The following is a 15,135-nucleotide window of genomic DNA, read 5'->3' on the forward strand; positions in this document are numbered from 1 at the left end:
AGCAGTCGCTGATCGGCTGGAAGGAGCTGGAGTACGAGGTGCTCCGCGACGCCGCCGACACCTGCATCGTCGTCTGCAACATGGAGAACATCGACCCGATGGGCGTCCACACGGGCGACTCGATCGTGGTGGCCCCCAGCCAGACGCTCTCCGACTACGAGTACCAGATGCTGCGGACGGCGGCGATCAAGATCATCCGCGCGCTCGACATCCGAGGCGGCTGCAACGTCCAGTTCGCGCTGGACCCGCGGTCGCGCCAGTACTACGTGATCGAGGTCAACCCCCGCGTCAGCCGGTCCTCGGCGCTGGCCTCGAAGGCCACGGGCTACCCCATCGCCCGCGTCTCGGCCAAGATCGCCATCGGCAAGCGGCTGGACGAGATCGCGAACGCCGTCACCAAGCGCACCACGGCCGCCTTCGAGCCGGCCCTGGACTACCTGGTCGTCAAGATCCCGCGCTTCCCGTTCGACAAGTTCGGGACCGGCGACCGGGCGCTCGGCACCCAGATGAAGGCGACCGGCGAGGTGATGGCCATCGACCGCTCGTTTGAGGGTGCGCTCCAGAAGGCGATCCGCTCGCTGGAGTTCCGGGGCCGCACCTTCCTCTGGGAAGACCCGTCCTGGACCGGCCCCGGCGGCCTGGACCGGATCTGGCCGCTCATCGAGACGCCGAACGACGTTCGGCTGTGGGCGCTGATGGCGGCCCTGCGGCGGGGCGTCTCGCGTGACGAGATCCAGGCGCGATCTGGCATCGACCCGTTCTTCGTCCACAAGCTCGAAAAGCTGGTGCAGATGGAGAAGCGGCTGCTGAGCGAGCCGCTGACCAAGCCGCTGGTCTGGCAGGCGAAGCGGCTCGGGTTTGGCGACGCCCAGATCGCCACCCTGGCCGACGAGTCGATCTCGCAGGTGCGGGCGCGGCGGCGGGCCTGGGGTCTCCGACCGGTCTACAAGATGGTGGACACCTGCGCCGCCGAGTTCGAGGCGGTGACGCCGTACTTTTACGGCTCCTACGAGCAGGAGAACGAGGCGCAGCCGCTCGAAGGCCAGAAGGCGGCCATCCTGGGCTCGGGGCCGATCCGCATCGGCCAGGGCATCGAGTTCGACTACTGCTCGGTGCGGGCGGCGGCGGCGCTGGAGTCGGTCGGCTGCAAGAGCATCCTGATCAACAGCAACCCCGAGACCGTCTCCACCGACTTCGACGCCTCGTCGCGGCTTTACTTCGAGCCGCTGGACGCCGAGAGCGTGCTCGACATCCTCGAAAACGAGTCGCTGTACGCCGAGGCGAAGGAGACGCCCGTCGTCTTCCAGTTCGGCGGGCAGACGGCGGTGAACCTGGCCGATCCGCTCCACCGGGCCGGCGCAAGCCTGCTCGGCGGCGGCTCGCAGAGCGTCGACCTGGCCGAGGACCGCCGGCTCTTCGAGGATCTGGTGGTCCGACTGCAGATCCCGCAGCCGCCGGGCGCGGCCATCCGCGCCGAGGACGAGGCGCTGCGGATCGCCAACCTGGTCGGCTACCCGGTCCTGGTGCGGCCCTCGTTCGTGCTGGGCGGCTGGGCGATGGAGATCGTCCACAACGACATCGACCTCAAGAGCTACCTCGCGGCTGCCGTCGAGATCTCGTCGGACCGACCGATCCTGATCGACAAGTACCTGGAGGGGCGCGAGGTCGAGGTCGACGCCGTCTGTGACGGCGAGGACGTGCTGATCCCCGGGATCATGGAGCACGTCGAGCGGGCAGGCGTCCACTCGGGCGACAGCATCGCCATCTACCCGGCCTCGAACCTGACCGACGAGCAGCGGGCGGACATCGTCGAGTACACCCGGCGGCTCGGGCTGGGCCTGGGTGTGCGAGGCCTGTTCAACGTCCAGTACGTCATCTTCCAGGAGAGGGTGTACGTCATCGAGGCGAACCCGCGCTCCAGCCGCACCATCCCGTTCATCAGCAAGGTGACGGGCGTGCCGATGGTCGATCTGGCAACGCGGGTACTGCTGGGCAAGACCCTGCGCGAGCAGGGCTGGTCTGGCGGGCTGCATCCCGAGACCGGGCTGGTGGCGGTCAAGGCGCCGGTCTTCTCGATGTCGAAGCTGCCCCAGGTGGACACCTACCTCGGCCCCGAGATGAAGTCGACCGGCGAGGTGATGGGCGTCGACTGGGACGGCGACCTCGCCATGGCGAAGGCGCTGATCGCCTCGGCCACGATGATCCCGAAGCAGGCCCCGGTCCTCCTCTCGCTGGCCGACAAGGACAAGGAGGAGGCCCTGCCGATGATCCGGGCGCTGGCGAAGGCCGGCCACCCGCTGCTGGCGACCGAGGGCACGGCTCGGATGATCAAGGGGCTGGGGCTGGAGGTCCGCCAGATCACCAAGCGGCTCAGCGAGGGGCATCCGAACGTGATGGACGCCGTCGAGCAGGGGTGGGTCGGCGCGGTCATCAACACCATCAGCGGCCGGCACGGCCCGCTCAAGGACGGCTTCCAGATTCGGCGAGCGGCCGTCGAGCGGCGGATCCCCTGCTTCACCTCGCTGGACACGGCCCGGGCGGCCGTCGAGGTGGCGACGCGGGCGGGGGCCGAGCTGCACGCTCGGCCACTGTCGGAGTACGTGGCCGGTCGGCCGGGCGCTGAGCAGCCCGCCGAGCAGCGGGTTGGCTGAGGCGAGCCAGATGGATCTTCACCGCGCGACGGTCACGGCCAACGAGCAGATCATGCCGGAGACCCATGTCCTCGATCTGGCGAGCCCGGGGCTGGCGAAAGCGGCCCGCCCTGGGCAGTTTGTCCATATCCGCTGCGGCCCGGGTTGGGATCCGATCCTGCGCCGGCCGATGAGCATCTTCAAGATCCGGCCGGACGGCATCTCGGTGATGGTCCGAGCCGTCGGCGAGGGCAGCACGATCATCGCCAGCAGCCCGCTCGATTCGGAGCTGGATGTCCTCGGGCCGCTCGGGAAGCCGTTCACGCTCGACCCGAGCGCTCGGCGGCTGGCGATGATTGGCGGCGGCTACGGCGTCGCGCCGCTGGTCGCGCTGGCCGTCGAGGCGCTCGGCAAGGGCTGTGAGGTCGTGCTGATGGTGGGGGCGGCCACGGCGGACTACGTCTTCCCGGCCGACGAATTGCCGACCGACGTAGAGTACGCCATCGCCACCGACGATGGCACCCTCGGGCACAAAGGGTTCGTGACGGAGCTGCTGCCGCGCTACCTGGACTGGTGCGACGCCGTGTTCGCCTGCGGCCCGACGCCGATGCTCGAAGCCGTGGCCCGGATCACCCGCCCGGCGAGGTACGGCGTGGCCGGGGCGATGCGCTCCGAGAAGCCGGTCCAGCTCTCGATGGAACAGCACATGGGCTGCGCGATGGGCGTCTGCCTGGGCTGTGTGGTGATGACCCGCAAGGGGTATCAGCGGGTCTGCCGGGACGGCCCGGTCTTCCCCGCCGACACGCTGGTCTGGGAGGGCAGCCGTGCCTGATCGACGTGTGACCAACGGCCAGCAGCCAGCCGCCAGCGGCAGCAAGTCCACTGGCTGCGAGCCGAGCCTGAGCGTGAACCTTGCGCCAAACAATATGCATGGCCTGGAGCTGCCGAACCCGGTCCTGGTGGCGTCCGGCACCTTCGGCTGGGGCACTGAGTACCAGCCGCTGGTGGATATCCAGCGGCTCGGCGCGATCTGCTCCAAGGGGATCACGGTCCGCCCGCGCGACGGCAACCCGACGCCCCGCATCGCGGAGACGCCGGCTGGCATGCTGAACGCCATCGGGTTGCAGAACGTCGGGCTGCGGGCGGTGGTTCAGGAGAAGGCCCCGATCTGGGCGCGCTGGCACGTACCGGTCATCGCCAACATCTCCGGCGAGTCCGTGGCCGAGTACGAGCAGCTTGCGGGCACGCTGGACGGCGTGCCGGGCATCGCCGGGCTGGAGGTCAACATCTCCTGCCCGAACGTGACCGACGGCGGCCGCCTCTTCGCGGACACCCCGAAGTCGGCGGCGACGGTCACGCGGGCCTGCCGGGCGGTCAGCAGCCTGCCGCTGATGGTCAAGCTCTCCCCGAACGTCGGGAACATCGTCGAGATCGCGCAGGCGGTCGAGGAGGCCGGGGCGGACTGCCTGTCGGTCGCCAACACGCTGCTCGGGATGGTCATCGACGTGAAGGCCAGAAAGCCGTATCTCGCCAACCGGACGGGTGGGCTCAGCGGCCCGGCTGTCCGACCGGTCATCGTACGGATGGTCTACCAGATCGCCAGTATCGTGACGATCCCGGTGGTCGGCGTCGGTGGCGTGACCTGCCTGGAAGATGCGCTCCAGTATCTCCTGGCCGGCGCATCGGCGGTGCAGGTCGGCACGGCGAACTTCGTGAACCCGCGCACGGCGACGGAGATCATCGACGGGCTTGAGGACTACCTGACGCAGCAGGGCATCAGGGACATTGCGGAGATCGTCGGGGCGGCCCGTCCTCCCGCCGCCCGGCCGGCCGTTTCCACGACTGCGTAGGCGGCGTCGTTTCGTCAAGGGAACCGGGGCGCGCTCCGGATCGTTTCGGAAAGTGCCCGTAGCGCCGGGCCTGAGACGGGTTGCTGCTCGACCGTGCGGGCGGCTCTCGCTCATACTCATGGTCATCCCTGGTCCACGCTCCGGGAGCACCCCGTTCATGCGCGTCTCTCGTCTGACATCGCCGCGCCTGCTGCTCATCGCCGTCGCCCTGTCCGTCAGCGCGCTCAGTGGGTGCGGCTCGCTGACCCTGCCGATGGCGAGTGCCGCGCAGCCGCCGGCCGCTGTCGCTGCGCCGAATCCGGCCAGCATCCCGCCGGCGGCGCAGCAGGCGATCCCCGCGCAGCAGGCGGAGACGCTGGCGGGCAGGATCCTGTTCGTGCGGGACGGCAACCTGTGGATCTGGGAGCGCGGGAACAGCCACCAGTTCTCCACAGGCGGCACCTGGAGCCAGCCGCAGTTCTCGCCTGACGGCTCCGAGGTCGCCTACGTCTACTGGTCGAACAACTTTTCCGACCTGTTCATCATGGCGTCAGACGGCACCAACTCGCGTCGCCTGACGCGCAGCCAGTCTGCCGTGCTCGCGGATAACAGCTGGGCGATGCGCCCAACGTGGTCGCCAGACGGTTCCCGGCTGGCCTACGTCAGCGACCAGAACTCGAACTTCAACCAGGTCTGGATCACGACCAAGGATGGCAACACCCGCCGCCAGTTGACCAGCGAGGCGCTGGGCCTCCTCTGGGCCGACTCGATCTCCTGGGAGCCGAGCGGCGCGCACCTGGCGATCACCGCCGCGCCGGACAACCGCGCCCCGAGCCAGATCTACCTGCTCGACGTCACGAAGGGCACCTACGAGAAGTTCTCCTCGCAGATCAACGGCGCGTTCGACGCCTCGTTCTCGCCGGACGGCACGATGCTGGCGTACATGGGGCGGCCCGGCACGCAGCCGACGCTGACTGTGCAGACGCTTGAGGGGACGACCCAGGCGACCTTCGACAAGCTGCCGTTCATGCGGTCGCCGGTCTGGTCGCCAGATGGCAAGACGGTGGCGTTCATGTCGAGCCAGGGCGGCGTCTTCGAGATCTGGACGCTGACCGTCACGAAGACGGCTGACGGCGTCACGCTGACCGAGCCGCGCCAGCTCACCCGCGATGCCGCCATCGATCCGATGTCGGGCCTCTCCTGGGCGCGATGAGCACGCCAGTGGCTGCCGAGGCTGCCGCCCAGCCGTCGCGCCGCGCCCAGGCCGCTGAGCTTGCCCGGATTCGTCGTCGATTGTTCCTGGTCGGGACGGCGCTGGAGCTGCTGGCTCCCTGGCTGCTCTGGCAGAGCGGTCTCACAGGGCAGTGGTGGGCCGAGCATCAGGGGATGCCCGTGTGGCTCGGACTGCCGGCCCAGGTCGCCGTGGTGACGCTGGCGCTGCTGGTCATCCCGCTGCCGCTCTCGTACTATCGAAGTCACGTCCTCGGGCGCCGCTACGGACTCTCCACCCAGGGCGTGGGCGGCTGGCTGTTGGATCGGGTGAAGGCCGGGCTGCTGGGGCTGGCGCTGGCTACCGTGGCCGGCAGCCTGTTCTACGCGACGGTCTGGGCCTTCCCGAGCCTCTGGTGGCTGGTCTTCTGGCTGGAAGCCGTCGTCGCCATCGTCGCGCTGACGTTCGTCGCGCCCTATGTGATCCTGCCGATCTTCTTCAAGCCGCGCCCGCTCGACGATCCGGGCGTCGAGATGATGATTCACGAGCTGGTGCGGAAAGCTGGCACGACCGTGGCCGGCATCAGCCGGCTGGACTTCAGCCGCCGCACCAATGAGGCGAACGCGGCGGTGATCGGGTTTGGCCGCTCGCGACGGGTCGTCCTGGCCGACACCCTGCTGGAGACCTTTCCCGCCCTGGAGATCCGCGCGGTCGTGGCCCACGAGCTGGGGCACCACGTCCACCGTGACGTGATCTGGCTGCTGGTGATCCAGGTCGCGAGCATGCTGCTCGGGCTGGCGCTCGGTGCGCTGGTGGGCGAGCCGCTGCTGCGCGCCTTCGGCGCGAGCGACCTGGGCGATCCCGCCGCCTATCCGCTGCTGATCCTCGGGGCCACGGTGTATGGTCTGCTCGTGATGCCGTTCGTCAACGCCGTCAGCCGCGCCATTGAGGAGCGCGCCGACACCTACGGCTTCCACCTGCTGGGCGAGGGCCGGGCGTTCGCGTCGGCGATGCGGCGGCTGGCCGATCAGAATCTGGCGGAGGAGCGTCCTCCCCGTTGGGCAGAGCTGTTGCTGTACACCCACCCACCGATCTGGCGGCGCGTCGAGCGCGCGGAGGCAGCCGGCCGTGACTAACCTGTTCCGCTACACGCGCACTGGCCCACGCCTGATCGCCCTGTTCCTGCTGCCGGTGGTGGTGTATGGCTTCTACTCGATTGGCGACCGTTGGTATCAGAACTACGTGCTGACCCACCAGGAGGAGATGATCCGCGCCGACGTGCGCCGCCTGCGTGAGGAGAACCTCCGTCTGCAGAAGGAGCTGAACGAGGCTCGCTCTGATGCTGGCATCGAGCGGGTGGCGCGCGAGCAGCTTGGATTGGTCAAGCCCGGGGATACGGCGGTGCAGATCGTGCTGCCGCAGGGGGCCGCGGCGGCAGCGGTCCAGCCGGCGGTTCGCGCACCCGAGCCGGCCCAGACGATGACGCCGCCCGAGAAGCCGGCGTGGCTCCGCTTCCTCGATGGCCTCTTCGGCCGGTAGACGATCAGATTTGCCTCGGCCTGCGGCGAGTCGGACTGGTGGTCGCGGTTCCGATAGATGAGTGCCGTAGACACGAAGGCGACGAGCAACCCCGATCCGCCCGTCGTGGCGCGGGTCCGGACGTCCGTACGGCAGGCCCTGGACCGACTCAAGCTCTCGAAGACACGGCGGCTGGTTGTCGCGGTCTCCGGTGGCGTGGACTCGCTGTGCCTGTTGGATGCGCTCGTCGCGGCGCTGCCAGATGCCCACCGTCGTCTCAGGGTGGTGCACGTCGATCATTCGTTGCGGCCGACATCCCACGAGGACGCCGAGTACGTGCGATCCGTCGCCGATGGCTACAGACTGGGCGCGATGATGCTGACGGTTGATGTGCCGGCGTTAGCCCAGGCCGAAGGACGCGGCATCGAGGAAGCTGCCCGGCTGGGCCGCTACCGCGCGATCCGCGACGCCATCGCCGCCCAAGCAGGCTGGCCAGCCGACGTCGCGACCGGCCACACTCGCGACGATGTGGTTGAGACGGTACTGCTCCACCTGCTTCGAGGGAGTGGTCCGTCTGGGTTGGGGGGTATCCAGGATCGCGAGATGCTCGATCCCGCAGCCCTTGGTGAGGTGTCGTCGGATGCACCTGGGCGAACCTTGTGCCTCGTACGACCGCTGACTGAAGTCGACCGAGCCGAGACCGTTGCCTACTGTGAGGCGCGTGGCATCCGCTACCTGACCGACGAGACCAACTCCAACCCGGCGTACCTTCGGAACCGCGTGCGCAGCCACCTCCTGCCGGTCCTGCGCACCTACAATCCCGCTATCGGTCGGGGGCTGAGTCGTCTGGCCATCACCATGCGCGACGAGGAGCGATGGCTTGACGATCTGGTAGCGCGGACCTGGCGACGCATCGCACGCCCCGACCCAGACGATCCGTCCGTGCACACGGTGTCGCGCGACACCTGGGGACGGCAACATCCTGCCCTGCAACGCCGGCTGGTACGGCACTTCGCGGTGCAGGCAGGGTTCTGGGAAATCGGGTTTGAGGCTGTCGAGCGTGCCCTGCTGGTAGGCGACGATTGGGGGCCGCCACGCGCCGAGCTTGGGGCCGGGCTGGTCGTCCGACGGCACGGCAACGATCTGCGCTTCGTGGCTCCGACCGCGACTTCCAATCGACCTGACGATCTGGTGGAGGGACCACGATGACCGAGACATCGCTGGAGTGGCATCCAGACCAGGACATGGCCGAGATCCTGATCTCTGAGGCAGACCTGAACGCTCGGATCGCCGAGCTTGGGGCGCAGATCACCGCCGACTACGACGGCAAGCGGCTGCTCCTGCTCGGCGTGCTCAAGGGCGCGGTGGTCTTCCTGGTCGACCTCGCCCGGCAGATCCAGCTCTCACTGGAGATCGACTTCATGGCCGTCTCCAGCTACGGGGCCAGCACGAAGTCGAGCGGCATCGTGCGGATCCTGAAAGACCTGGAAGAGTCGGTCGAAGGGCAGCACATCCTGGTGGTCGAGGACATCATCGACAGCGGCCTGACGCTGGACTACCTGCTGCGCTCGCTGGAGGCGCGCGGGCCCGCCAGCATCAGGGTCTGCGGCCTGCTGGTGAAGGATCGTCCGCGCGACCTGTCGGCCCCGGTCGAGTACGTCGGGTTCACGATCCCAGACCGATTTGTGGTCGGGTATGGGCTCGATTTCGCCGAGAAGTACCGCAACCTGCCGTACATCGGCGTGCTCCGCCCGGAGCTGTACGCCGGGCCGGCCGAGCCCGCCCCGACAGCGGTCGATTCGTGACGCTCCGCGCGCAACCATCGGCGGCCTGCGCAGTCAGTCATCAATACAGGTAGCCTGGAATACCTCTGCTATAATCGCCGGGCAGCCGCCGTTACACTGCGGCTCTCCGCGGTGGAGCGGGCAGCGGGAGCGCTGGAGGCCTCAATGGATACGAAGTGGCTGCGCAACAGCTTCGTCTACCTGATCATTCTGGTAGCGATCATTGCGCTCTTCTTCACGGTGTTCCAGCCTGGCGGCATGGACCGTGACAACACGCAGATGGGGCTGAACGAGGTCGCGGCTGCCGTTCGCCGTGGCGAGGTGAAGCGCATCGACGTGGCCGAGGACAAGCTGACCGTCGAGATCCCCGGGCGCGGGAAGTTCACCTCTCGCAAGGAGCGCAACGACACCGTTCCTGACGTGATGTCCAAGTACGGTGTGACGCCAGAGGAGTGGGGACGGGTCGACTATCGGCCGACCGAGCCGCCGCAGTTCACGAACTGGCTGGGTCTGCTGGTAAATCTTCTTCCGCTGATCTTCTTCGGCGCGATCCTCCTGTTCATGATGCGGCAGGCACAGGGCAGCAACAACCAGGCGCTCTCCTTCGGGAAGTCGCGGGCGCGGATGTTCATGGGGAACAAGCCGACCGTGACCTTCGCGGATGTCGCGGGCGTCGAGGAGCCGAAGCAGGAGTTGGCCGAGGTTGTCGAGTTCCTCAAGTACCCCGAGAAGTTCTCGGCGCTGGGCGCGCGCATCCCGAAGGGCGTGTTGCTCGTCGGACCGCCAGGGACGGGCAAGACGCTCCTCTCGCGGGCCGTGGCCGGCGAGGCGGGCGTGCCGTTCTTCAGCATCTCGGGCTCCGAGTTTGTCGAGATGTTCGTCGGCGTGGGCGCATCTCGCGTGCGCGACCTGTTCGACCAGGCGAAGCGCAACGCCCCCTGCATCGTCTTCGTGGACGAGATCGACGCGGTTGGCCGGCAGCGCGGCGCTGGACTCGGCGGCAGCCACGACGAGCGCGAGCAGACGCTCAACCAGATCCTGGTCGAGATGGACGGCTTCGACACGAACACCAACGTGATCGTGATCGCCGCCACCAACCGACCGGACGTGCTGGACCCCGCCCTGCTCCGGCCGGGCCGCTTCGACCGCCAGGTTGTCCTGCCGCAGCCGGACATCAACGGTCGTCGCGCCATCCTCGAAGTGCACGCCAAGGGCAAGCCGCTCGACAAGTCGATTCGGCTGGACACGCTGGCGAAGCAGACGCCGGGCTTCTCGGGCGCGGATCTCGCGAACCTCATCAACGAGGCCGCTATCCTGGCCGCGCGCCGCAACAAGAAGACCATCGGCATGCTGGAGATGGAAGAGGCTATCGACCGCGTTATCGCCGGGCCGGAGCGCCGCAGCCGCATCATCTCCGAGCGCGAGAAGCTGGTCACGGCGTACCACGAGGGTGGGCACGCCGTGGTCGGGCGCTTCCTCAAGAACCACGATCCTGTCCACAAGATCTCGATCATCGCGCGCGGCATGATGGGCGGGTACACCCGCTACCTGCCGGTCGAGGACCGCTACCTCTGGACCAAGTCCCAGTTCGAGGATCGCCTCGCGGCCACCCTGGGCGGGCACGCCGCCGAGAAGCTGGTCTTCGGCGAGATGAGCACCGGCGCCGAGAACGATATCGAGGTCGCCACGAACATCGCGCGCAAGATGGTCAAGGAGTACGGGATGAGCGACCGGCTCGGTCCCGTGGCCCTTGGCCACAAGGAAGAGCTGGTCTTCCTCGGGCGCGAGATCGGCGAGCAGAAGAACTACTCGGAGAAGGTTGCAGAGGCCATCGACGAGGAGATCCGGCGGCTGATCGACCAGGCGTACCTGGAAGCGCAGCGCATCCTCCACGAGAAACGCGAGGTGCTGGACCGTCTCGCCAACGTGCTGGTGCAGGAGGAGACCATCGAGGGGGATCGCCTGGAGCGGGTCTTCATCGGGAGCGATGACCCAGGCTCGCCGGTCAGCACGAACGACGTGCCGCCGGCCCCGCAGGAGCCGCGTCCGGAGTCGGACTTGCCGGCTCCGCAACCCAAGCCGAGGCTGATCCCCGGCACTGCCACCGGCTCCTGAGTCTCCACCCCCACGCATGAGTGTTCAGCAACGCCCCTACCACCACGGTAGGGGCGTTCGCATGTCCGAGCCGGGACCGGATCCCGCGCCCGCGCGTTACCGGCGTCGTCACCCGTCGTTTACACCTGCATCAGCCGCCCGTCAGTGTAGAGCAGTTGCCATAATCTCAGGCGTTCCGTTGCGAGTTTGGGAGGGAACAGTCCGCGTTCCGGTGGTATCCTTCGGTCCGTCTGGCGGTCATCGCGGTCTTCGGTAGGCGTCCTCGGTTTGGGAGGGATCTTGTACGGCGAGCTTTCGATCTTCACGGGCAATGCGCACCCACAGCTCGCGCGCGACATCTGTGCGTACCTGGGCGTGCCCCTCGGTCGAGCGGAAGTCTTCGAGTTCACCAACGAGAACATCTTCGTCAAGATCAACCAGAACGTCCGCGAGCACGACGTGTTCGTGGTGCAGCCGACCTGTGCCCCCGTCAACAAGAGCGTGATGGAGCTGCTCATCATGCTCGACGCGCTCAAGCGGGCCTCTGCCAGCCGGATCACGGCAGTCATCCCGTATTTCGCCTATGGACGCTCCGACAAGAAGGATCAGCCGCGCGTACCGATCACGGCGCGCCTGCTGGCCGAGCTGCTCCAGGTGGCCGGCTGCGACCGCGTCCTGACGATGGATCTGCACGCCGGGCAGGTGCAGGGCTTCTTCCGCATCCCCGTGGACGAGCTGACGGCGATGTTCCCGCTGGCGGACTACTTCCGCGCCATGGAGATCATCGATCCGGTGGTGGTCGCGGCGGACCTCGGTTTTGCCAAGCGGGCGCGCAACTTCGCCAACATGATCGGCGGCTCGGTGGCGTTTGTCGAGAAGCGCCGCCTGGGCAACGACAGCAACAGCGAGTCATTGGGCATCATCGGCGACGTGCGCGGGCGGACGGCCATCATCATGGATGACGAGATCGACACGGCCGGCTCGATCACCAATGCCGCCGCCATCGTGAAGCAGGAGGGCGCGCGCGAGGTGCTGGCCGCCTGCACCCACGCGGTCCTGTCTGGCCCGGCCATCCAGCGCATCGAGAACAGCGTGATCTCGACGCTCGTCACGACCGACACCTGCCGTATCGATCCGCACAAGCGGATGTCTCGCCTGCGAATTCTGCCCATTGGCCTACATCTGGGCGAGGCGATTAGTCGTATTCATACGGGTGGATCGGTCGGAGCGCTGTTCGGCGTCCAGGCCTGACGGCCAGCGCCGCCTCGGTCGCTGGCTGTCCCCGCGCGGACACATTGCCTCCCGGCTCTCGTGTGCTTCAGGAAAGCACGGTGATCCGGGAGGCCGCTGGTATACTCTGCACGAAAGTTACGCGCGAGGCAGACGATGCTCGGGTGGGTGAATAAGCTCCTAGGCGGCCGGCCCTGGGAACGCGAGGTCAAGAAGATTGAGCCGTTGATCGACGAGATCAACGACTTTGAGCCCGAGCTTCAGGATCTGACAGACGCCGAGCTGCGCGACAAGACGACGGAGCTGCGCGGGCGCTTGCTGGCCGGCGAGGATCTTGACAGCCTGCTGCCGGAGGCGTTCGCCTCGGTCCGCGAGGCGGCGCGGCGCGTCATCGGGATGCGCCACTACGACGTGCAGATGATCGGCGGTGCGATCCTCCATCGCGGTAAGATCGCCGAGATGAAGACGGGCGAAGGCAAGACGCTCGTCGCGACGTTGCCGGTCTACCTCAACGCGCTGACCGGCAAGGGCGTGCATCTCGTCACCACGAACGACTACCTCGCCCGACGTGACGCCCAGTGGATGGGACAGGTCTACCACGCGCTGGGGATGTCCATCGGCGTCATCCAGCACGAGTCAGCGTTCATCTACGACCCGGAGTACCAGGCCGAAGAGGCGTCGATGATGGCGCTGCGGCCAGCCGAGCACCGCCGTGAGGCGTACGCCGCCGACATCACCTACGGCACCAACAACGAGTTCGGCTTCGACTACCTGCGCGACAATATGGTCTGGCGCAAGGAAGACATGGTGCAGCGGGACTTGCACTACGCCATCGTGGATGAGGTCGACAACATCCTCATCGACGAGGCGCGGACCCCGCTCATCATCTCGGGGCCGGCCGAAGAGGCGACGGACTACTACGCGCAGTTCGCGCGGATCGTGCCGCGCCTGCGCGAAGAGGATGATTTCACCATCGAGCAGCGGACCCGCTCGCTGCAGATCACCGAAGAGGGCATCGAGAAGGTCGAGCGCATGCTCGGGGTGCAGAACCTGTACGCCCCCGAGAACATGGAGCTGAGCCACTACCTCGAAAACGCCATGAAGGCGCAGTTCCTCTTCCAGCGCGACGATCACTACGTCGTGCAGGATGGCGAGATCGTCATCGTGGATGAGTTCACGGGCCGCATGATGCCCGGCCGTCGCTACAGCGAGGGCTTGCACCAGGCGATCGAGGCCAAGGAAGGGGTCCACGTTCAGCGCGAGAACGTCACGCTGGCGCGGATCACGTTCCAGAACTACTTCCGCCTCTACAGCAAGCTCGGCGGTATGACCGGCACCGCGATGACCGAGCTGGACGAGTTCCGCCGCATTTACAACCTGGACGTGGTGCCGATCCCGACGCACCGCCCGATGATCCGGCAGGACAACTCGGACTTCGTGTTCAAGAGCGAGGACGCGAAGCTGAAGGCGGTCGTCAACGAGATCCGCGAGCTGAACGAGACGGGCCGCCCGGTCCTGGTGGGTACCGTCTCCATCGAGAAGTCGGAGCTGCTGTCGCACCGGCTGGTCGAGGCCGGCGTCAAGCATGACGTGCTGAACGCCAAGCAGCACGAGCGTGAGGCCAACATCATCGCCCAGGCTGGCCGTCCGAGCGCGGTGACCATCGCCACGAATATGGCGGGGCGCGGCGTGGACATTCTGCTCGGCGGCAACCCGGCCGGTCTCGCGGACGACATGTTGCGGAAGCAAGGTGTGGACCGCACGACGGCGACGCACGAGCAGATCGCTGCCGCCACCGCTGAGGCCAACGAGATCTGTCAGCGCGATCGCGAGGTCGTGCGGAGCCTCGGCGGCCTGCACATCCTCGGCACCGAGCGCCACGAGGCGCGGCGCATCGACAATCAGCTGCGCGGCCGGGCTGGCCGCCAGGGCGATCCCGGCTCGTCGCGCTTCTTCGTCTCGCTTGAAGATGAGTTGATGAAGCGGTTCGGCGGCTCCTCCATCGCCGGACTGATGGACAAGCTCGGCCTCGAAGAGGATGTGCCGCTGGAGCACTCCTGGGTCAACAAGGCCATCGAGAACGCGCAGACGAAGGTCGAGGCGTACAACTTCGACATCCGGAAGCACGTCGTCGAGTACGACGACGTGATGAACAAGCAGCGCGAGGTCATCTACGCCGACCGCAAGCAGGTGCTCACCCAGGAGAACCTGCGCCCGATGATCGAGAGCTGGGTTGTCGAGGAGCTGGACGGGCTGATCGACGCCTACCTGCCCCACGAGGATACGGCCAACTGGGACCACGAGGGCCTGCTGGCCGAGCTTCGAAAGCTGCTGCCGCTCGCGGAGACAGTGAGCGCCGAAGAGTTGGAAGATTTCCGCCGTGATGAGCTGATCGAACGGCTCCGCACGATGGCCGTCGAGATTTACACGGCGCGTGAGACGCAGTTCACGCCCGGTCTGATGCGGATGCTCGAACAGCAGTGGATGCTGAACGTCATCGACCGCCACTGGATCAATCACCTGACCGCCATCGACGACGTGCGCGATGGCATCGGGCTTCGGGCATACGGGCAGCGTGACCCTCTGGTCGAGTACAAGGTTGAAGCAGCGTCGATGTTCGACGATTTGCTTGAGACGATTCGACACGATGTGGTCTACGCCATCTATCATATCGCTCCCCGGCTGGAGCCCGTTCGTCGGACCCAACCGACGACGACCAACCGCGAGGACGAAGAGGATGGTAAGCAGCCGGTAAAGGCCGGCAAGAAGGTTGGGCGAAACGACCCTTGCCCGTGTGGAAGTGGACGCAAGTTCAAGAAATGCCACGGGCGCTGAGCGAG

General features: G+C 67.1%; 11 protein-coding genes. All 11 read left to right on the plus strand.

The features are described 5' to 3' along the window. Positions 1-2,651: carbamoyl-phosphate synthase large subunit (gene carB, locus IT306_25115; GenBank protein ID MCC7371723.1), on the plus strand; the 2,651-nt coding region annotated here is incomplete at its 5' end. Positions 2,652-2,661: 10 nt separating this feature from the next. Beyond that, positions 2,662-3,462, plus strand: coding sequence for a dihydroorotate dehydrogenase electron transfer subunit (locus IT306_25120; GenBank protein ID MCC7371724.1), 801 nt, complete (start codon positions 2,662-2,664; stop codon positions 3,460-3,462). Between the two features lie 94 nt (positions 3,463-3,556). Continuing rightward, positions 3,557-4,480, plus strand: a complete 924-nt coding sequence (locus IT306_25125) for a dihydroorotate dehydrogenase (protein MCC7371725.1) — start codon at positions 3,557-3,559, stop codon at positions 4,478-4,480. 157 nt (positions 4,481-4,637) lie between these two features. Next, positions 4,638-5,672 (plus strand): PD40 domain-containing protein, encoded by a 1,035-nt coding sequence (locus tag IT306_25130; GenBank protein MCC7371726.1) that lies wholly within the window; start codon positions 4,638-4,640, stop codon positions 5,670-5,672. 8 nt (positions 5,673-5,680) lie between these two features. Next, entirely contained in the window at positions 5,681-6,805 is a 1,125-nt protein-coding gene (locus IT306_25135; protein MCC7371727.1) for a M48 family metallopeptidase, read from the plus strand. Beyond that, positions 6,798-7,208, plus strand: coding sequence for a septum formation initiator family protein (locus tag IT306_25140; protein ID MCC7371728.1), 411 nt, complete (start codon positions 6,798-6,800; stop codon positions 7,206-7,208). The genes IT306_25135 and IT306_25140 overlap by 8 nt, the downstream gene beginning before the upstream one ends. A 57-nt stretch (positions 7,209-7,265) precedes the next feature. Then, positions 7,266-8,396: a tRNA lysidine(34) synthetase TilS gene (gene tilS / locus IT306_25145; GenBank protein MCC7371729.1), complete on the plus strand. Its 1,131-nt coding sequence runs from the start codon at positions 7,266-7,268 to the stop codon at positions 8,394-8,396. Next, positions 8,393-8,992, plus strand: coding sequence for a hypoxanthine phosphoribosyltransferase (gene hpt, locus IT306_25150; GenBank protein MCC7371730.1), 600 nt, complete (start codon positions 8,393-8,395; stop codon positions 8,990-8,992). The genes tilS and hpt overlap by 4 nt, the downstream gene beginning before the upstream one ends. Positions 8,993-9,136: 144 nt before the next feature. Beyond that, positions 9,137-11,086 (plus strand): ATP-dependent zinc metalloprotease FtsH, encoded by a 1,950-nt coding sequence (gene ftsH, locus IT306_25155; protein MCC7371731.1) that lies wholly within the window; start codon positions 9,137-9,139, stop codon positions 11,084-11,086. A gap of 267 nt (positions 11,087-11,353) precedes the next feature. Then, a complete protein-coding gene (locus tag IT306_25160; protein ID MCC7371732.1) occupies positions 11,354-12,316 on the plus strand; it encodes a ribose-phosphate pyrophosphokinase in 963 nt (320 codons plus the stop codon). 135 nt (positions 12,317-12,451) lie between these two features. Beyond that, the gene (secA, locus tag IT306_25165; protein ID MCC7371733.1) at positions 12,452-15,130 is read left to right on the plus strand and encodes a preprotein translocase subunit SecA; all 2,679 of its coding nucleotides are present in this window, start codon (positions 12,452-12,454) and stop codon (positions 15,128-15,130) included. Positions 15,131-15,135: the final 5 nt, after the last annotated feature.

It is taken from the genome of Chloroflexota bacterium, assembly GCA_020850535.1.
Classification (GTDB): domain Bacteria; phylum Chloroflexota; class UBA6077; order UBA6077; family JACCZL01; genus JADZEM01.

Excerpts from the sequence above, each read along its gene's own strand:
- IT306_25120 (MCC7371724.1), top strand. The coding sequence starts at position 2,662 with ATGGATCTTCACCGCGCGACGGTCACGGCCAACGAGCAGATCATGCCG.
- IT306_25125 (MCC7371725.1), top strand. The coding sequence starts at position 3,557 with ATGCATGGCCTGGAGCTGCCGAACCCGGTCCTGGTGGCGTCCGGCACC.
- IT306_25130 (MCC7371726.1), top strand. The coding sequence starts at position 4,638 with ATGCGCGTCTCTCGTCTGACATCGCCGCGCCTGCTGCTCATCGCCGTC.
- tilS (MCC7371729.1), top strand. The coding sequence starts at position 7,266 with ATGAGTGCCGTAGACACGAAGGCGACGAGCAACCCCGATCCGCCCGTC.
- hpt (MCC7371730.1), top strand. The coding sequence starts at position 8,393 with ATGACCGAGACATCGCTGGAGTGGCATCCAGACCAGGACATGGCCGAG.
- ftsH (MCC7371731.1), top strand. The coding sequence starts at position 9,137 with ATGGATACGAAGTGGCTGCGCAACAGCTTCGTCTACCTGATCATTCTG.
- secA (MCC7371733.1), top strand. The coding sequence starts at position 12,452 with ATGCTCGGGTGGGTGAATAAGCTCCTAGGCGGCCGGCCCTGGGAACGC.